Raw genomic sequence first — 17,135 nt, 5'->3', positions numbered from 1 at the left:
TTGGGAATTACCTGCTTATTCTTCGCTGGTGTGCACTTTACGGTGCAGGATCGCCTGGAATTCATCGGCGAAGGTGTAGTAACGGCTGATCAAGGTTTCGCCACGAGCGGCAAAACGGTTGTAGGCAATTACTGCGGGGATAGCAGCGAACAAGCCGATCGCGGTGGCGATCAGGGCTTCGGCGATACCCGGGGCCACGGTGGCCAGGGTCGCTTGCTGAGCCTGAGCCAGGCCGCGGAAGGAGTTCATGATGCCCCACACGGTACCGAACAGGCCGATGTACGGGCTGACGGAACCGACGGTGGCGAGGAACGGCAAGCTTTGCTCAAGCTTTTCTTCTTCGCGGGAAATGGCGACGCGCATGGCACGGGCCACGCCTTCCATGACCGCTTCCGGGTCAACGCCCGGTTGCTGGCGCAGGCGCGAGAATTCCTTGAAACCGGCGCGGAAGATTTGCTCTACGCCCGAATCCGGGTCCGGGTTGCTGCCGGCCTGACGGTACAGCTTGGACAGGTCGATACCCGACCAGAAGCGCTCTTCAAAGCTCTCCAGGGCACGTCGACCGGCACGCAGCAGGTTGCTGCGCTGAAAAATCATGACCCAAGAGGTAACCGATGCGGCTACCAGGACCAGCATCACCAGTTGAACCACAACACTGGCATTGCTGACCAGGCTCCACATGGAAGAATGGTCGACGACGGTAGGTTCCACGCTAAATCTCCTGCTTTGATTGTTTACCCGCGCCGCTTACGCCAGCAAAGGCCGCACGTAGAGCTTCGGGAATGGCCCGGGGTTTCAAACTATCGGTGCGCACACAAGCCACCAGAAACTGCCCCTCACAGAGCAGCGTTGCATCCGTTGCCCGCCTGACCTGCTGTTTAAAGCGCAGGCTGACACGGTTCAATTCGATTACTTCTGCGCTGACCAGCAGTTCATCGTCCAACCGCGCCGGCGCGTGGTAACGCGCCTCGCTGGAATGCACGACAAACAACAGGTCTTCCCCCGCAAGCTGGGATTGGGCAAAGCCCAGCTCCCGTAGCCGCTCGGTTCGAGCCCGCTCCATGAACTTGAGGTAATTGACGTAATACACGATGCCGCCAGCATCGGTGTCCTCGTAATAAACGCGACAGCGATGTGCGAACGGCTGATCCACGTTTTGCGCGCGCATACTCTAGTGCTTACTCCTCAGGTTGCCAATCCGGCCAGGCAACTGTTTTTTCATTCTGTCGATCATGATGAAGAACATTTCCAACGACTGAATGACGTCACCAGCCACTAGGACAGCACAAACTTCAGATAAATCGACTGGCGTGACCTTTTTAATCGTCCACTGCATCGAGAAATTCGTCTACCACGGGCATCTCACCCAATCGTGACGGAATATTTAACCCAAAGTGCAAATAGGCATGGCGCGTCACTACTCGGCCTCTCGGCGTACGCATGATATAGCCCTGCTGGATCAGGTACGGCTCCAGCACATCCTCAATGGTATGGCGTTCTTCGCTGATCGCCGCCGCCAGGCTGTCCACACCAACCGGGCCACCGTCGAACTTCTCGATCATGGTCAGGAGCAGGCGCCTGTCCTGGTGATCAAAACCGTGCTCGTCCACATCCAACAGGTTCAACGCCAGGTCCGCCACCGGTTTGGTGATATGCCCTTTGGCGCGCACCTCGGCGAAGTCGCGTACACGGCGCAGCAAACGGTTGGCGATCCGTGGCGTGCCACGGGCACGGCGGGCGATTTCAAACGCGCCTTCCGGGTCCAGCGGCAAACCCAGAATGCCCGCCGAACGGCTGACGATGGTCGCAAGGTCGGCGGTGCTATAGAACTCCAGACGTTGAACAATGCCGAAACGGTCTCGCAGCGGGTTGGTCAACATGCCCGCACGGGTTGTGGCGCCCACCAGGGTAAACGGTGGCAAGTCGAGCTTGATCGAGCGGGCCGCCGGGCCTTCGCCGATCATGATGTCGAGCTGAAAATCTTCCATGGCCGGGTACAGCACTTCCTCGACGATCGGCGACAGCCGATGAATCTCGTCGATAAACAGCACGTCATGGGGCTCAAGGTTGGTCAGCAGCGCCGCCAAGTCGCCTGGACGCTCCAGCACCGGGCCGGAGGTGGACTTGATCGACACGCCCATTTCCTGGGCGATGATGTTGGCCAGCGTGGTCTTGCCCAAACCCGGCGGGCCGAAGATCAGCGTGTGGTCGAGGGACTCACTGCGCCCGCGTGCGGCCTGGATAAACAATTCCATCTGCTCGCGCACGGTGGGCTGGCCAATGTAGTCGGCCAGGCTCAGCGGGCGAATGGCCCGGTCCTGGACTTCTTCACGGTCGCGCGGGCCAGTGGCCGCGATCAGACGATCAGCTTCAATCACTTAAATCATTCCCTTCAGGGCTCGGCGGATCATGTCTTCGCTGCTCAGGTTCTTGTCCTTGATGGCCGACACCGCTTTGCTGGCTTCCTGGGGTTTATAGCCCAGGGAAATCAACGCGCTGACGGCATCGCTTTCGGCGCTGGCGACTTGGCCCGCCGGCATGTCCGGCTGGTTCGGCACCAGGGCAAACATGTTCGGCACCACTTCCCAGGCCTTGAAACGGTCCTTGAGCTCTACCAGCAGGCGCTCGGCGGTTTTCTTGCCGACACCCGGCACCTTGGTCAAAGCCGAGGTGTCCTGGGCGGAAACGGCGCGCACCAGCTCATCCACTTCCAGGCTCGACATCAACGCCAGCGCCAGTTTCGGCCCTACACCGTTGAGGCGAATCAGCTCGCGGAAGAAGTCACGGTCCCGCTTGCCAATGAAACCATAGAGTAATTGCGCGTCTTCGCGCACCACCAAATGGGTGTGCAAGGTGATCGGTTCGCCGACCGACGGCAGGCGATACAGGGTGGTCATGGGCACTTCCAGCTCATACCCCAACCCGTTTACATCCAGAATCAGGTGCGGCGGCTGTTTCTCAGCCAGGGTGCCGCGCAAGCGTCCAATCACGGTTCGATCCTTAAAGCTTGGGGTCAGATCAAGGCCTGACCGGAAATAACGATTGCGCTGATGCTATCAGAGACGCAGCCGCCCGCCACGACTGCGTGCGGTGCCAAGGCCGTGCGGTAGCAGGCTGGAGCGGGTGTGCGCATGGCAAATGGCAATGGCCAGGGCGTCGGAAGCATCGATTTGCGGCTTTGAGGTGAGTTTGAGCATGTGCATGACCATCATCTGCACCTGCTCTTTATTCGCCGCACCGGTGCCGACCACGGCCTGCTTGACCTGGGTTGCGGTGTATTCGGCGATCTCCAGACCTTCTTCGGCACCGGCAACGATGGCAGCGCCACGGGCCTGACCAAGCTTCAACGCGGAGTCGGCGTTTTTCGCCATAAAGACCTTTTCGATGCCCATGGTCACCGGGCCGTAGGTCTGGATCACTTCACGCACGCCGCGATAAACAATCTGCAGGCGCTCGGCCAACTCGCCCGCGCCGGTGCGGATGCAGCCCGACGCGACGTAAACACAGCCGCGCGGGGTGTGCTGCACCACGCCAAAACCGGTGATGCGCGAACCGGGGTCGATACCTAGGATTAAAGTCATAACGCCTGCAGAGTGGGGGAAACACGGTTCTTGCGGCCAACATTAAACAACTGTGGGAGCTGGCTTGCCTGCGATACAGACACCTCGGTATGGCAGACAAACCGAGGTGATGCCTTCGCAGGCAAGCCAGCTCCCACAGGGGGTTTCATCATGCTTCAGCCTAGCTGCTCGGCTACTTCTTCCGGGATGTCGGCGTTCGAATAAACGTTCTGCACATCATCCAGGTCTTCGAGCATATCCAGCATCTTCAGCACTTTCTGCGCGCCGTCCAGGTCCAGCTCGGCGCTGGTGGTCGGCAGCATCACGATTTCCGCGTCGGTGCCTTTGAATCCGGCAGCTTCCAGCGCGTTACGCACCGCATAGAAGCCGGCAAACGAGGTAAACACGTCGATGGAACCGTCTTCATTGGTCACCACGTCGTCGGCGTCCGCCTCCATGGCGGCCTCGATCAGGGCATCTTCATCCACGCCCGGCGCGAAGGAAATCTGCCCCTTGCGCTCGAACAGGTAAGCCACCGAACCGTCGGTGCCCAGGTTGCCACCGCACTTGCTGAACGCGTGGCGCACAGCGGCTGCGGTGCGGTTGCGGTTGTCGGTCATGCACTCGACCATCACCGCCACGCCGCCCGGGCCGTAGCCTTCGTAGCTCAACTCGACCATGTCGTCGGTGTCGGCGGCGCCGGCACCACGGGCCACGGCGCGGTCGATGATGTCGCGGCTCATGTTCGCGCCCAAGGCCTTGTCCAGCGCCAGGCGCAGACGCGGGTTGGAGCCCGGGTCACCGCCACCCTGGCGGGCAGCGACAGTCAGTTCGCGAATCCACTTGGTGAAAATCTTGCCTTTCTTGGCATCCTGACGCTCTTTGCGGTGCTTGATGTTCGCCCACTTGGAATGGCCAGCCATAACACAACTCCGAAATTCTGTAGAAACCTTATCAATCCCGCCAAACGGGATGTGCCTCGTGTAACGCAAAGGCGCATCCGAAGATGCGCCTTTTTAGACCGCGTAAACCTCAGTGCGCTTTCACGCAGCGGCCTTACTCAGCCTTCGGCGTCTCGCGCAGACGAATGTGCAGTTCGCGCAGTGCCTTGGCATCCACCACACCCGGAGCCTGGGTCATGACGTCCGCAGCACTCTGGGTTTTCGGGAACGCGATCACTTCACGAATCGACTGGGCGCCGGTCATCAGCATCACCAGACGGTCGAGGCCGAAAGCCAAGCCACCGTGGGGCGGCGCGCCGTATTTCAGGGCGTCGAGCAGGAAGCCGAATTTCTCTTCCTGTTCCGCTTCGTTGATGCCCAACAGGCGGAATACCGACTGCTGCATTTCCTTGCGGTGGATACGGATCGAACCGCCACCCAACTCAGTACCGTTCAGAACCATGTCGTAGGCACGCGACAGCGCGCCAGCCGGGTTGGCTTCAAGCTCGGCAGGCGTGCATTTTGGCGCGGTGAACGGGTGGTGCAAAGCGCTGAAGCTGCCGTCGTCGTTCTCTTCGAACATCGGGAAATCGACCACCCACATCGGCGCCCACTTGCAGGTCAGCAGGTCCAGGTCGTGGCCCAGCTTGATACGCAGCGCGCCCAGGGCTTCGCTGACGATCTTGGACTTGTCGGCGCCGAAGAACACGATGTCGCCATCAACGGCACCCACGCGATCAAGGATCGCGTTGAGGTTGTCCAGCGGGATGTTTTTAACGATCGGCGATTGCAGACCTTCAACACCGTTGGCGCGCTCGTTGACCTTGATGTACGCCAGGCCCTTGGCACCGTAGATGCCAACGAACTTGGTGTAGTCGTCGATCTGCTTGCGCGGCATGCTCGCGCCATCGGGTACACGCAGGGCAGCGATGCGGCATTTAGGGTCGTTGGCCGGGCCGCTGAACACCTTGAAGTCGACTTCCTTGAGCTGGTCGGCCACGTCCACCAGTTCCAGCGGGTTACGCAGGTCTGGTTTGTCGGAACCGTAGCGGCGCATGGCTTCTTCGAAGGTCATGTGCGGGAATTCACCGAACTCCAGGTCCAGCACTTCCTTGAACAGGTTGCGGATCATTTGTTCGGTCAGGCCCATGATCTCTTTTTCATCGAGGAAGCTGGTCTCGATGTCGATCTGGGTGAATTCAGGCTGGCGGTCAGCGCGCAGGTCTTCGTCACGGAAGCACTTGGCGATCTGGTAGTAACGGTCGAAGCCGGCCACCATCAGCAGTTGCTTGAACAACTGCGGCGATTGCGGCAGGGCGAAGAACGAACCGGCGTGGGTACGGCTAGGCACCAGGTAGTCACGCGCGCCTTCCGGGGTGGCCCGGGTCAGGATCGGCGTTTCAACGTCAAGAAAGCCGTTTTCGTCGAGGAAGCGGCGGATGCTGGTGGTCATGCGCGAACGCAGACGCAGCTTCTCGGCCATTTCCGGACGACGCAGGTCCAGGAAGCGGTAGCGCAGGCGAGTTTCTTCGCCGACGTCGGAGTATTCGTTGAGTGGGAACGGCGGGGTTTCCGATTCGTTCAGCACTTCCAGCTCATAGCCCAGCACTTCAATGCCGCCGGACGCCATGTTCTTGTTCACTGCGCCTTCCGGACGCAGGCGCACCTTGCCGGTGATCTTAACAACGTATTCGCTGCGCACGCGGTCGGCGGCGGCGAAGCTGTCGGCGCGGTCGGGGTCAAACACCACCTGGGCCAGACCATCACGATCACGGATATCGAGGAAGATTACCCCGCCGTGGTCGCGGCGACGGTGAACCCATCCGCAAAGAGTGATTTCCTGACCTTCCAGGGTCTCGTTCAGTTGGCCGCAATAGTGGCTGCGCATCATGGTAGTGGTTTCACTTCTCGTAATTCGAAATTCGGTGGAGGCTCGCCTCGTCACCGTACATTAAAGCAGGGGACGGATAATGCAGGAGCCTGCGCGTAGAGTTCAACTCAGTCTGCTTTGTCGCCGCCCGCCAGGTTCTTTTTCGAGCCGGTCTTGAAGTCGGTCTCGTACCAGCCGCTGCCGCTCAGGCGGAAGCCCGGCATGGACAACATCTTCTTCAGCTCAGGCGCCTGGCAGGCGGGGCAATCGACCAGCGGCGCTGCGCTGATCTTCTGAATGGCTTCCAACTGATGACCACAGGAAGCACATTGATAGTCGTACATGGGCATGGAGATGTCTCGGCGATCAGGTCGTTACCGCGCTGCGCCTTACGGGTAAAGACCCGGCACGCACAGCAAAGCGCGGGATTATATCTGGTAAATCGAGGCAGCGCAGCCGGCTTTCTGCCCCAAGCGCGGCCCGCCTTGACGGCGGGCCGGCTTCTGAATTGCCGAATCAATCGGGGTTTGCGCGCGCTTTTAACACGTGAACCACGCACACTACCCTGACCAGCCCACTGAAGTTCTTCACCCCGCCGTAGCGCAGATGCACTTCCCGATCCACATACGACAACAACGCACTGACTGAGCACGCGTTGATCCTGGCGATCTCCGTAAGGATATTCCAGTAGATCTGTTCGAGCCTCAGGCAGGTTGAAAACCCGTTGAGCCTGACCGAGCGAGACAACGGCTTGGCCAGCCCCATGTCGAACCCCTTGGCGAAGGGATCGGCCTCTATCCTGTGAAAACCACCGGTTTCCATGATTCCATTACCCACTGCGCGTGACATACACCTGACACTCCATTGCCATACAGCCAACCCATGGGCGTCTCCCATTGGGCGATGGCCTATAAAACAGCAGCACGCGAAAGGCCGCCAGAAGACGGGGATTGGAAAGGCGTAGGACAACGCCAGGAAGTGCGCGGAAACAAGCGAGCGGCGCCAGAACGGCGCCGCTCGGTGGGGAGGCTTACTGGTTTTCGAGCAGCGAACGCAGCATCCACGCGGTTTTCTCGTGAACCTGCATGCGCTGGGTCAGCAAGTCGGCGGTCGGCTCATCGCTGACCTTGTCGAGCAATGGGAAGATCCCGCGAGCAGTGCGCGTGACCGCTTCCTGGCCGGCGACCAGTTGTTTGATCATCTCTTCGGCGGTCGGCACACCCTCTTCTTCCTTGATCGAAGACAGGCGGGCGTAGATCGAATAGGCACCCGGCGCCGGGAAACCCAGGGCACGGATTCGCTCGGCAATGGAGTCCACTGCCAGCGCCAGTTCGTTGTACTGCTCCTCAAACATCAAGTGCAGCGTGCGAAACATCGGGCCTGTGACGTTCCAATGGAAGTTGTGGGTTTTCAAATACAGTACGTAGGTATCGGACAGCAGGCGTGAAAGTCCGTCGACGATGGATTTACGGTCTTCTTCACTGATACCAATATCGATTGCCATGTTTTTTCCCCTTCAATTGACGAGTATTCATTGAGCAGGTGCAAGGCCACTCTAGCAAGAGTGCCGACCTCATGCAGCCGGACGCGCGCAGGTCACGTGCGACAAATTGACCAACCTGCCACGCGCCTGCCGGCAACGCACACGCCTTCGGGAGAAGTCGAAACGTCCCGGCACCGCGCTCCAACAGCCTGCACCTCTCTAGGACAAGTGTTTGATGCAGAAATGCCATGGCCCTCACAACACCCGCAAATGCTTGATTTGAGTAGGCACAGCCTTTGCTGTTAAATAGGCGGGGTGTGATTGCCGTTTATTTTCGCGGCGCCCGCATAGGCTGATACCCCGCGCACGTGCTCAACGCCTCCCATCAGTTCAGAAGCGAACCGTGCCAGTCAGCTCCTCCTTGTGATCCGTCTTAAAGTGAGTTAATCAAAATGTTGAAAATCGTCCACCTGCTAACGGGCGTTGCAGCTTTGCTGCTGTCCTTTATTCCGAGCCTGCAACAGGGAAGCCCTCCCTATCTGGAACAACACGACGCTCTGTACCTGGCCTTGTTCGGCCTTCTTAACCTGACCCTGGCTCCGGTAATTCCTTACTGGAACAAAGGCACACGTCATCAACTGCAAAACCTTGTCAGCGCGCTGTTGGTGCTGACTGTTGTCGTTCAAACCCTCACCCTCCTGGCACCTATGCCTGAAGTGGGCGGCCACCCGGCCATCCTGCTCAGCCTGGTGATTGCTGTGGTCGCCATCGTTCTTCATCTGGCCGTCAGCTTCTACCGTTCGTCCCCAGCGGCCGCGTCGCAAAACTACGACATGACCAATCGGGATACCGGTACCGTCAAGTGGTTCAACACCTCCAAAGGCTTTGGCTTTATCTCCCGCGATTCGGGCGACGATATCTTCGTCCACTTCCGGGCCATCCGTGGCGAAGGCCATCGCGTACTGGTCGAAGGCCAGCGCGTTGAGTTCTCCGTGATGAACCGCGACAAAGGCCTGCAGGCCGAAGACGTGATCGCGGCATTGCCGCGTCGCTGATTTTCCTGCTTTCGGCGTAAAAAAAACCGCGATCCAGCCTAGCTGGGTAGCGGTTTTTTATTGCGTGGCTATTAATAGCGCCCTTATCAGTAATGAGGCGGCGGCGCTTCTTCTTCGGATGTCTCGAATTGACCGCCCATTTCTTCCTGACGCTTGAGCAAAGCCGTCATCTGCATCTGCAGGCGTTCAACCGCACGCTGCTGCGCGACCAGAATGTCATTGAGGGTTTCGATGGTGTCGTCCTGAAAGGCCAGGCGGCTTTCCAGATCGGTGACGCGGTCTTGCAGATCCATGGTTCAGTCCCTGGCAAAGATAAAGTCGGCAGGCAATAACTCGCGCATTCGTGCGCGAATCGCCGCCACCTGTTCCTGCGTATAAGGCAGTGCCGGATGCTTGCCCCATACCGGCGCAGGCCAGGCCGCGTCGTCGCGCTTGCGCACGATTACATGCACGTGCAACTGGCTGACGACGTTACCCAGCGCGCCGATGTTGATTTTGTCGGCGTTCAGCCCTTCATTAAGCTGCTGCGCCAGCGCCGTGGTTTCTTGCCACAGCGTTTGCTGATCGGCGACATCCAGCTGAAACACTTCACTGATACCGTCGACGCGCGGTACCAGGATGAACCAGGGATAGTTCGCATCATTGGACAGCAGCAGGCGGCAGAGCGGGAAGTCCCCAATGGCCAATGTGTCTTGTTGCAGGCGTTGATCTAAGGCGAACACGTGGACACTCCGTTCGGCAAGTCAGTTTCAGGCGCCAAGCATACCGTTGAATGCCTGCAGCTTCACGGCGAATCCGGCGAGCCCTGAGGCCAACCGACAAAAAATATGCACCCTTTCGAGGCGGGCAAATAGTTGAGCTACGCTAAACCGGGCCTCACCGGTACGCACCAAAATGACCCACTTGTGCTTCATAGGGATCCGCCGACTACCCACAAAAGGGGGTGAACCGGTAACGTTTTGCCCTGGTGCAGCAAATGTGTGCCACCGGGGACGCGGCAAGCCGGCACGTAAAGCCCAAACCAGACGGCGCAAAAAGCCCGTGCTTATGAGGTTTTTACACGGCCGTCACGTTTTTCACGAAAAAATGACATTCGGTTACCGCTTTGTGCACGCTTGTTGCATTAACACCCATATCGTCGGCAACGACACCCGCCTGGATGCAGGTGTTTCGCGATAAAAAACAGTAGCGTTTCAGTGTGTGTCACGGACGAGTTCAAACTTGCAAAGGGGTTTGAAAACAGCATTGAAGTTGTCAGCCCGGTCACAGTCGGGCTGTGAATTTGCGACACGGAGCCAGCAATTTACGACAGCCTTGTAAAGAAGCTGAAAGGATAGATGGGCAAGTATCGTCATTAGAGTCTGCGTGATATAACTTTGCGCCGACACAATAAAGAAAGAGCCGCCCAGATAAAAATACAGGTGGGACGGCAGTACTCTTCCTAAAACCAAAGGAGCAAATCACGATGCGCGTGATGAAGTGGAGCATGATCGCCCTGGCTGTTTCAGCAGGCACCTCGCAGTTCGCAATGGCGTCCGCCCAGGACGATTCCAAGGGCTTTGTTGAAGACAGCACCTTCAGCATCAACACTCGCCTCCTGAATTTTGGCCGCGACTTCCGTAACAACGACACCGGCAAGAGCCGCGTCAACGAAACCGGCCTGGGCTTCAATGGCCTGTTCCAGTCGGGCTACACCCAAGGCACCATCGGTGTCGGTGTTGACGTGATCGGCCTGTTGGGCGTGAAACTGGACAGCGGCAAGGGTCGTTCGGGCACTGGCATGTTCCCTACCGGTTCTGACGGTCGCTCGGAAGACGAATTCTCCAAAGGCGGCGGCGCTGTCAAGTTCCGCATCTCCGACACCGTGCTCAAAGTCGGCGACCAGTACACCACCGCGCCTGTATTCGCTTCCGATGACAGCCGCTTGCTGCCAGAGCTGCCGCAAGGTATCTCGATCACCAGCAACGAGATCAAAGGCTTGAAACTGGAAGGCGGTCACTTCACTTCCAGCGTCGCGCAAAACCAGACTTTCCGTGACAGCATCAACGGTACCGGCCTGACCAAAACCGACTTCATCGGCGGTGTCTACGCCCTGACGCCGGAAGTCAGCGCCAGCCTGTACTACGCGAAGACTGAAGACTACTGGAAGAAAACCTACGCCAACCTGAACTGGACTCACGCGCTGAGCGACGAACAGTCCCTGGCCGTTGACTTCAACATCTACAGCACCAAGAGCGATGGCGCCGGCCTGCAACGCGCAGAAAAAGACGGCACCACCAAACTGGATAACCGTGCGTACAGCTTGCAAGGCGCGTACACCATCCAGGCTCACACCTTTACCCTGGCCTACCAAAAAGTCAGCGGTGACGGTGACTACGGCTACGGCGTAGATGGCGGCGGCACGGTTTTCCTGGCCAACTCCGTCGCCCGTTCCGACTTCAACGCTGAAGACGAGAAATCGTTCCAGGCTCGCTACGACCTGAACATGGCCACCTTCGGCGTGCCAGGCCTGAGCTTCATGACTCGTTACGTTAAAGGTACCGGCGCTAACACCGCAGAAACCTCGAACGGCAAAGAGTGGGAACGCGATATCGAAGCTAAATACGTGATCCAGAACGGCCCAGCCAAAGACCTGAGCCTGCGCGTACGTCAAGCGACCTATCGTTCGTCTGACGGCGTGTACTACGGTTCGGCGTCGATCGACGAACTGCGTCTGATCGCGCAATACCCGCTGAACATCTTGTAATTGGCTGTTTGATTACAACGATGATTTAAGGCCTCGGCCTTAATTAAAAAGCCGCTCCCCTGTTAACAAGGGAGCGGCTTTTTTATTGCCGTATTATTTCAATTGGAAAATAACTAGCAAGCTAACTATCGAGCTTGAACTTGCGCCATCGAACCTGACCTTTCGGCCAAGTTCGACAGCATCTTGCTTAGTTACTTCGTAACACTTTCCTGCATCACGCGAATAACCCGCTGCGGAAACGGAATATCAATGCCCGCCGCTTTCAAGCGATCACGCGCCAGTTCATTGAGCATGAACACCACATCCCAATAATCCGCCGTCTTGGTCCAGCAGCGCAGCGAAACGGTGATCGAACTGTCGCCCAGGGTCGAAACCACGGCCACTGCCGCCGGATCCGCCAGCACGCGCGGGTCTTTGGCCAGTTCCAGCAGCACTTCACGGGCTTTTTGCAGGTCGGCTTCGTAGTCGACACCCACGTCAAACACCACCTTGCGGGTCGGCTGACGGTTGGTGTTGGTGATCAAGCCGTTGGACAGGCTGCCATTGGGAATGATCACGGTCTTGTTGTCGCCGGTGCGCAACACCGTGTGGAAGATCTGGATGCTGTCGACGGTACCGGAAGTGCCCTGCGCTTCGATCCAGTCGCCAATGCGGAACGGGCGGAACAACAGAATCAGCACGCCACCGGCAAAATTCGCCAGGCTGCCTTGCAACGCCAGGCCGATGGCCAGGGTGGCTGCACCAATCGCGGCAACAAAGGAGGTGGTGGCCACGCCGATCATCGAGGCCACGTTGACCACCAGCATGACTTTGAGCGCGATGTTGGCCAGGTTGGTGATGAAGTGTTGCAGTGCCAGGTCTGCATTGCGCAGCGCCAGCAAGCGGCCCACTCGGTGAGTCAACACGTTGATCAGCCACCAACCGATGGCCAGGGTGATCACGGCCAGCAAAAACCGGCTGCCGTATTCCATGATCATCGGGAGCCAGGACTCAGAGGTCTTGATCAAGTGATCCATTTCAGCATTCAAATCCATCTATCTTCTCCTGTAGCGCGGATGTGCGGCTTTATTGACTGCCTAAAAACGCAAATGAGCCCCGGAGGGCTCAAGTGTAGGCATAAACTCTGGGGCGTGGGACGTCAAAATCGCCGGCAGGTTCCCCGCGTTGCCTTCAGTCGCGGAAGTTATTGAACTGCAACGGCATGTCGAAAGTCTTGGCGCGCAGGGCCGCGATGGCTTCCTGCAAATCGTCACGCTTCTTGCCGGTGATGCGCACCTGTTCGCCCTGGATGGAAGCCTGGACTTTCAGCTTGGCGTCTTTGACGTGAGCGACGATTTTCTTCGCCAGCTCTTTGTCGATGCCTTCTTTTAGGACCGCTTCCTGCTTCATCAGCTTGCCAGAGGCGTAGGCGTCCTTGATTTCAAGGCACTGCGCGTCGATCTTGCGTTTAACCAGGGACAGCTTGAGGATCTCGATCATCGCTTCCAGCTGGAAATCGGCTTCTGCGGTCAGGTTGACGGTCAGGTCCTTTTCCTTGAATTCGAAGCTGCCCTTGCCTTTCAAATCATAGCGACGGTCCAGTTCCTTGACGGCGTTCTCGACGGCGTTGGTGACTTCGTGTTTGTCCAGTTCGGATACCACGTCGAACGAAGGCATGTCATTTCTCCAATATAAGGGGCGGGCTCAGTAGAGATGGAGCGCGCCCAAGCTAAAATGCCGAGGCATTATAGCGGTTCTTTCGCCCCGTTCACTGTGAGCGACCCTACGGAGCACAAACTGATGTCGACCCCCTGGCACATTCTCGGCGCTGGCAGCCTGGGCACACTCTGGGCCACGCGCCTGGCGCGCTGCGGTGTGCCGGTGCGCCTGATCCTGCGCGATGCCGCACGCCTGGCAAGTTATAACGCCGGTGCCGGGCTGACGCTGGTGGAGCACGGCATCGCACAGACGTACCCCGTGACCGGCGAAACGCCTGACATCCCAGAGCCGATTCATCGTCTATTAGTAGCGTGTAAAGCCTACGACGCGCAAAGCGCCATCGCACAGCTGCAATACCGCCTGGTGCCGGGCGCCGAACTGATCCTGCTGCAAAACGGCCTCGGTAGCCAGGACGCCGTCGCCGCCCAACTGCCCCAGGCCCGCTGCATCTTTGCCTCCAGCACCGAAGGCGCCTTCCGCGACGGCGAGTGGCGCGTGGTATTTGCCGGCCATGGCTACACCTGGCTTGGGGACGCCGCCCACCCTGCACCGCCGCAGTGGCTGGAAGACCTGCGCGCCGCCGGCATTCCCCACGAATGGAGCGCTGATATCGTCACGCGCTTGTGGCGCAAGCTGGCCCTCAATTGCGCGATTAACCCGCTCACCGTGTTGTATCAGTGCCGGAACGGCGGTTTGCAGGACCATCATTGTGAAGTCGCCACGCTGTGCGCCGAGCTGACCGAGCTGCTTGAACGCTGCGGCCAACCGGCAGCCGCCGAAGATTTGCACAGTGAGGTGCAACGGGTGATCCACGCCACGGCCGCCAATTACTCCTCGATGTATCAGGACGTGGCCAACGCCCGACGCACTGAAATCAGCTACCTGCTCGGCTATGCGTGCCAGGCGGCTGCCCGCCATCAATTGGTTTTGCCCCATCTGCAACAACTGCACGCGCGGTTGGTCGACTACCTGAGTGCACGCGGATTGGCCAGCCACTGAGGCACGCGCTACCCTGCCTACCTGTCTATCACCAGGAAAAACCCTGATGCCACTGCGCCAGCGTCTTGAAAATCTACCGGTAGGGCAGAAACTGCTGGCCGCCCTGCTGGTGTTGTTGACCACCGTACTGTTAGTGGCCAACCTGACGTTTATCAGTGCCGCCTACTGGATCTCCCAGGAAAGCATGGCGCCACAGGCCTTGCAGGCCATTGGCCGCCTGGTATCCAACCCCTCGCTTGCCGCCGAAGCCACTGAGTCGCCCGCCAAGGCCGACGCGCTGCTCAATGAGCTGACCAGCTATTCGCCGTTGCGCGCCGCCGCCTTGTACGACGGCGATGGCAACCGCCTGGCGCAGATGCAACACGGCAATCGCCTGCACTTGCCGGACAACTACCGGCATATCGAGGCCTGGCGCATCACCGAGTTTCGCAGCAATCAGGTCATCACCCTGCCCCGCCCCGGCCAGCCTCCGGGGCACTTACTGTTGGTCGCCAGCAGTGAGTTGCCGGTGGCGTTCTATACCGGCACGCTGACGGCCAGCCTGGGCATCCTGATTTTCAGTGTGTTGTTGTGGCTGATCATCGCCCGACAGATCAAACGCCTGATCACCCGGCCGATCCACGAACTCGAAGAGCTGTCGCGGCAAGTGACCCGCGAAGAGAACTACGCACTGCGCGCCCGCCGGGGCAACCATGATGAAATCGGCAGCCTGGCTGAAGCCTTCAACACCATGTTGTCGCGTATCGAAGCCCGCGAGCACCAGCTCAAGCGCGCCCGCGACGATTCCCAGGCCGCCTATGATCAGGCTCAAGGCCTGGCCGAAGAAACCCGCCACACCAACCGCAAGCTGGAACTGGAAGTGCAGGTTCGCAGCAAGATCGAGAAGAAACTCACGGGTTTCCAGAACTACCTGAACAGCATTATCGACTCGATGCCCTCGGCGCTGATCGCCCTGGACGAACAGCTCTACGTCACCCAATGGAACCAGGAAGCCAGTGCGCTTTCGGGCACGCGCCTGGATGAGGCGCTGAACCAGCCGATCTTCCTCGCGTTCCAGCCGCTCAAACCGTACCTGCCGCAAATCAAGGCCACGGTGGAGCAACACACGGTTGAACGGATTGAGCGCGTTACCTGGATCAAGGGCGATGAGGCCAAGCATTACGCCCTGACCTTCTACCCGCTGATGGGCGGCGCCGGACGCGGCGTGGTGATCCGTATCGACGACATCACCCAGCGCCTGTCCCTGGAAGAAATGATGGTGCAGTCGGAGAAAATGCTCTCCGTCGGCGGCCTTGCTGCGGGCATGGCCCATGAAATCAACAACCCGCTGGGGGCGATCCTGCATAACGTGCAGAACATCCGCCGCCGCTTATCGCCCGACCTGCCGAAGAACCTCGAATACGCCGAACAGGCGGGCATCGAACTGGACACCGTCAACCGCTACCTGCAAGGCCGCGAAGTGCCGCAACTGCTGGACGGGATTCAACAGGCCGGTGCGCGTGCAGCGAAGATTGTCACTCACATGCTCAGTTTCAGCCGCCTGAGCAATCGGCAAATGGCCCCCTGCGACTTGCCGGCATTGATCGACCAAGCGGTGGACATTGCCGGAAACGACTTCGACCTCACCATCGGCTTCGACTTCAAGGGCCAGGCGATCATCCGCCAGTTCGACCCGCAACTGGGCCCGGTGCCCGGCACCGCCAACGAGCTTGAGCAAGTGCTGCTCAACCTGTTGAAAAACGCCGCCCAGGCGATCTACCAGCGTGAAGACGACAGCGAGCCCGGCCGCATTATCCTGCGCACTCGCCTGAACCCGCCGTGGGCGGAGATCCAGGTGGAAGACAACGGCATCGGCATGAGCGAAAACGTGCGCAAACGCACCTTCGAGCCCTTCTTCACCACCAAGGAAATCGGCCAGGGCACCGGGCTTGGGTTGTCGGTGTCGTATTTCATCATCACCAACAACCACAAGGGCCAGATGGAAGTGCACTCCACCGTCGGCCAAGGCACCTGCTTCACCCTGCGCCTGCCCTTGGCCGGCAGCCAATTACCTTCCCACGAACTCACCAGACTGGAGCAATGACCATGGGCTTTCGCCTGTCGAAGATCTACACCCGCACCGGCGACCAGGGCGAGACCGGCCTGGGCGACGGCCGCCGCGTCTCCAAGGACCACCCGCGCGTGGAAGCCATTGGCGAGGTTGATGCACTCAACAGTCAGCTGGGCCTGCTGCTGGCCAACCTCGAAGAACAGAGCGGCAAGCATCCGCAATTGAACGATGTGATCGAGGTGCTTACACCCTGCCAGCATCGCCTGTTTGACCTTGGCGGTGAACTGGCGATGCCGGTGTACAAGGCGTTGACTGCGGCGGAAGTGGATCGGCTGGAGGCAGCGATTGATCGCTGGAACGAGGAAGTGGGGCCCTTGGAAAACTTCATCCTGCCCGGAGGCTCGGTGCTGATCGCCCAGGCGCACGTATGCCGCAGCCTGGCGCGAGGGGCGGAGCGACGGTGTCAGCACTTGAATGCGGTTGAGCCGTTGGAGGGGGTGGGGCTTTCGTATATCAATCGGTTGTCGGATTTGTTGTTTGTGGCGGCCAGGGTGATTGCCAAACGCCAAGGAGTCGCGGAAGTGCTGTGGCAGGCGGCGGCTAAGCCGCACTGAGGTTTTTTTGGGGTTGGGGTACATATCCGTTGCTGCGGTAACGGCTGATATGGGTTCCGCTCTTACAGCGGGTCACTTTTTGAAGAGCGCAAAAAGTAACCAAAAACGCTCCGCCCCAC

General features: G+C 59.1%; 19 protein-coding genes. 5 read left to right on the top strand and 14 right to left on the bottom strand.

The window, feature by feature from the left end; translation table 11 throughout:
* Positions 1–15 precede the first annotated feature (15 nt).
* The 10 genes from tolQ to Q7C20_RS24735 all read right to left on the bottom strand — a co-directional run bounded on the left by tolQ (position 16) and on the right by Q7C20_RS24735 (position 7,875).
* Entirely contained in the window at positions 16–711 is a 696-nt protein-coding gene (gene tolQ, locus Q7C20_RS24780) for a protein TolQ (protein ID WP_003209819.1), read from the bottom strand.
* A 1-nt stretch (position 712) separates the two neighbouring features.
* Complete coding sequence (gene ybgC / locus Q7C20_RS24775) at positions 713–1,168, bottom strand: tol-pal system-associated acyl-CoA thioesterase (protein WP_375070911.1); 456 nt, start codon at positions 1,166–1,168, stop codon at positions 713–715.
* A gap of 151 nt (positions 1,169–1,319) precedes the next feature.
* Positions 1,320–2,378, bottom strand: a complete 1,059-nt coding sequence (ruvB, locus tag Q7C20_RS24770; RefSeq protein WP_348059521.1) for a Holliday junction branch migration DNA helicase RuvB — start codon at positions 2,376–2,378, stop codon at positions 1,320–1,322.
* On the bottom strand, positions 2,379–2,990 hold the full coding sequence (ruvA, locus tag Q7C20_RS24765) for a Holliday junction branch migration protein RuvA (protein WP_046069316.1): 612 nt from the start codon (positions 2,988–2,990) through the stop codon (positions 2,379–2,381).
* A 66-nt stretch (positions 2,991–3,056) separates the two neighbouring features.
* Positions 3,057–3,581 carry a crossover junction endodeoxyribonuclease RuvC gene (gene ruvC, locus Q7C20_RS24760; protein WP_099585503.1) on the bottom strand — a complete coding sequence of 175 codons (525 nt, stop codon included), beginning with the start codon at positions 3,579–3,581 and terminating at the stop codon, positions 3,057–3,059.
* A gap of 155 nt (positions 3,582–3,736) precedes the next feature.
* Positions 3,737–4,483: a YebC/PmpR family DNA-binding transcriptional regulator gene (locus Q7C20_RS24755; protein ID WP_375070910.1), complete on the bottom strand. Its 747-nt coding sequence runs from the start codon at positions 4,481–4,483 to the stop codon at positions 3,737–3,739.
* Positions 4,484–4,616: 133 nt separating this feature from the next.
* The gene (gene aspS / locus Q7C20_RS24750) at positions 4,617–6,392 is read right to left on the bottom strand and encodes an aspartate--tRNA ligase (protein WP_375070909.1); all 1,776 of its coding nucleotides are present in this window, start codon (positions 6,390–6,392) and stop codon (positions 4,617–4,619) included.
* 107 nt (positions 6,393–6,499) lie between these two features.
* Positions 6,500–6,721 (bottom strand): FmdB family zinc ribbon protein, encoded by a 222-nt coding sequence (locus Q7C20_RS24745; RefSeq protein ID WP_010208103.1) that lies wholly within the window; start codon positions 6,719–6,721, stop codon positions 6,500–6,502.
* A gap of 166 nt (positions 6,722–6,887) precedes the next feature.
* A complete protein-coding gene (locus Q7C20_RS24740; protein WP_375070908.1) occupies positions 6,888–7,220 on the bottom strand; it encodes a ribbon-helix-helix domain-containing protein in 333 nt (110 codons plus the stop codon).
* A 181-nt stretch (positions 7,221–7,401) separates the two neighbouring features.
* Positions 7,402–7,875: a Dps family protein gene (locus Q7C20_RS24735; protein ID WP_348059529.1), complete on the bottom strand. Its 474-nt coding sequence runs from the start codon at positions 7,873–7,875 to the stop codon at positions 7,402–7,404.
* A 431-nt stretch (positions 7,876–8,306) separates the two neighbouring features.
* Between Q7C20_RS24735 and Q7C20_RS24730 the strand changes: the two genes are divergently transcribed.
* Positions 8,307–8,909 carry a cold-shock protein gene (locus Q7C20_RS24730; protein ID WP_348059531.1) on the top strand — a complete coding sequence of 201 codons (603 nt, stop codon included), beginning with the start codon at positions 8,307–8,309 and terminating at the stop codon, positions 8,907–8,909.
* Positions 8,910–8,995: 86 nt separating this feature from the next.
* Here the strand turns inward: Q7C20_RS24730 and Q7C20_RS24725 are convergent, their stop codons facing one another.
* Entirely contained in the window at positions 8,996–9,202 is a 207-nt protein-coding gene (locus tag Q7C20_RS24725; protein ID WP_348059532.1) for a SlyX family protein, read from the bottom strand.
* Between the two features lie 3 nt (positions 9,203–9,205).
* Positions 9,206–9,631, bottom strand: coding sequence for an HIT domain-containing protein (locus Q7C20_RS24720; RefSeq protein ID WP_375070907.1), 426 nt, complete (start codon positions 9,629–9,631; stop codon positions 9,206–9,208).
* A 743-nt stretch (positions 9,632–10,374) separates the two neighbouring features.
* Between Q7C20_RS24720 and Q7C20_RS24715 the strand changes: the two genes are divergently transcribed.
* Positions 10,375–11,655, top strand: a complete 1,281-nt coding sequence (locus Q7C20_RS24715) for an OprD family porin (protein ID WP_375070906.1) — start codon at positions 10,375–10,377, stop codon at positions 11,653–11,655.
* A gap of 191 nt (positions 11,656–11,846) precedes the next feature.
* Here the strand turns inward: Q7C20_RS24715 and Q7C20_RS24710 are convergent, their stop codons facing one another.
* Positions 11,847–12,689, bottom strand: coding sequence for a mechanosensitive ion channel family protein (locus Q7C20_RS24710; RefSeq protein WP_375070905.1), 843 nt, complete (start codon positions 12,687–12,689; stop codon positions 11,847–11,849).
* Between the two features lie 136 nt (positions 12,690–12,825).
* On the bottom strand, positions 12,826–13,311 hold the full coding sequence (locus Q7C20_RS24705) for a YajQ family cyclic di-GMP-binding protein (RefSeq protein WP_076017433.1): 486 nt from the start codon (positions 13,309–13,311) through the stop codon (positions 12,826–12,828).
* Between the two features lie 123 nt (positions 13,312–13,434).
* Between Q7C20_RS24705 and Q7C20_RS24700 the strand changes: the two genes are divergently transcribed.
* From Q7C20_RS24700 to Q7C20_RS24690, 3 genes are read left to right on the top strand one after another with little or no spacing between them, the layout of a single operon-like run.
* Positions 13,435–14,352: a putative 2-dehydropantoate 2-reductase gene (locus Q7C20_RS24700; RefSeq protein WP_375070904.1), complete on the top strand. Its 918-nt coding sequence runs from the start codon at positions 13,435–13,437 to the stop codon at positions 14,350–14,352.
* A 46-nt stretch (positions 14,353–14,398) separates the two neighbouring features.
* Entirely contained in the window at positions 14,399–16,435 is a 2,037-nt protein-coding gene (locus tag Q7C20_RS24695; RefSeq protein WP_375070903.1) for a PAS domain-containing sensor histidine kinase, read from the top strand.
* 2 nt (positions 16,436–16,437) lie between these two features.
* Positions 16,438–17,016 (top strand): cob(I)yrinic acid a,c-diamide adenosyltransferase, encoded by a 579-nt coding sequence (locus Q7C20_RS24690; RefSeq protein WP_348059544.1) that lies wholly within the window; start codon positions 16,438–16,440, stop codon positions 17,014–17,016.
* Positions 17,017–17,135 lie beyond the last annotated feature (119 nt).

This window comes from Pseudomonas sp. AMR01 (genome assembly GCF_041946035.1).
Classification (GTDB): Bacteria; Pseudomonadota; Gammaproteobacteria; order Pseudomonadales; family Pseudomonadaceae; genus Aquipseudomonas; species Aquipseudomonas antarctica_B.
Note: the sequence above shows the minus strand (reverse complement) of the source record. Positions and strands in the feature narration are given on the sequence as shown.

What these genes read in the sequence shown, in the direction of transcription:
- Q7C20_RS24735 (WP_348059529.1), bottom strand. Translation starts at nt 7,875, where the DNA reads ATGGCAATCGATATTGGTATCAGTGAAGAAGACCGTAAATCCATCGTC.
- aspS (WP_375070909.1), bottom strand. Translation starts at nt 6,392, where the DNA reads ATGATGCGCAGCCACTATTGCGGCCAACTGAACGAGACCCTGGAAGGT.
- Q7C20_RS24710 (WP_375070905.1), bottom strand. Translation starts at nt 12,689, where the DNA reads ATGGATTTGAATGCTGAAATGGATCACTTGATCAAGACCTCTGAGTCC.
- Q7C20_RS24725 (WP_348059532.1), bottom strand. Translation starts at nt 9,202, where the DNA reads ATGGATCTGCAAGACCGCGTCACCGATCTGGAAAGCCGCCTGGCCTTT.
- Q7C20_RS24745 (WP_010208103.1), bottom strand. Translation starts at nt 6,721, where the DNA reads ATGCCCATGTACGACTATCAATGTGCTTCCTGTGGTCATCAGTTGGAA.
- Q7C20_RS24715 (WP_375070906.1), top strand. Translation starts at nt 10,375, where the DNA reads ATGCGCGTGATGAAGTGGAGCATGATCGCCCTGGCTGTTTCAGCAGGC.
- Q7C20_RS24695 (WP_375070903.1), top strand. Translation starts at nt 14,399, where the DNA reads ATGCCACTGCGCCAGCGTCTTGAAAATCTACCGGTAGGGCAGAAACTG.
- Q7C20_RS24740 (WP_375070908.1), bottom strand. Translation starts at nt 7,220, where the DNA reads ATGTCACGCGCAGTGGGTAATGGAATCATGGAAACCGGTGGTTTTCAC.
- Q7C20_RS24755 (WP_375070910.1), bottom strand. Translation starts at nt 4,483, where the DNA reads ATGGCTGGCCATTCCAAGTGGGCGAACATCAAGCACCGCAAAGAGCGT.
- Q7C20_RS24705 (WP_076017433.1), bottom strand. Translation starts at nt 13,311, where the DNA reads ATGCCTTCGTTCGACGTGGTATCCGAACTGGACAAACACGAAGTCACC.
- Q7C20_RS24730 (WP_348059531.1), top strand. Translation starts at nt 8,307, where the DNA reads ATGTTGAAAATCGTCCACCTGCTAACGGGCGTTGCAGCTTTGCTGCTG.
- Q7C20_RS24700 (WP_375070904.1), top strand. Translation starts at nt 13,435, where the DNA reads ATGTCGACCCCCTGGCACATTCTCGGCGCTGGCAGCCTGGGCACACTC.
- ruvC (WP_099585503.1), bottom strand. Translation starts at nt 3,581, where the DNA reads ATGACTTTAATCCTAGGTATCGACCCCGGTTCGCGCATCACCGGTTTT.
- Q7C20_RS24690 (WP_348059544.1), top strand. Translation starts at nt 16,438, where the DNA reads ATGGGCTTTCGCCTGTCGAAGATCTACACCCGCACCGGCGACCAGGGC.
- ybgC (WP_375070911.1), bottom strand. Translation starts at nt 1,168, where the DNA reads ATGCGCGCGCAAAACGTGGATCAGCCGTTCGCACATCGCTGTCGCGTT.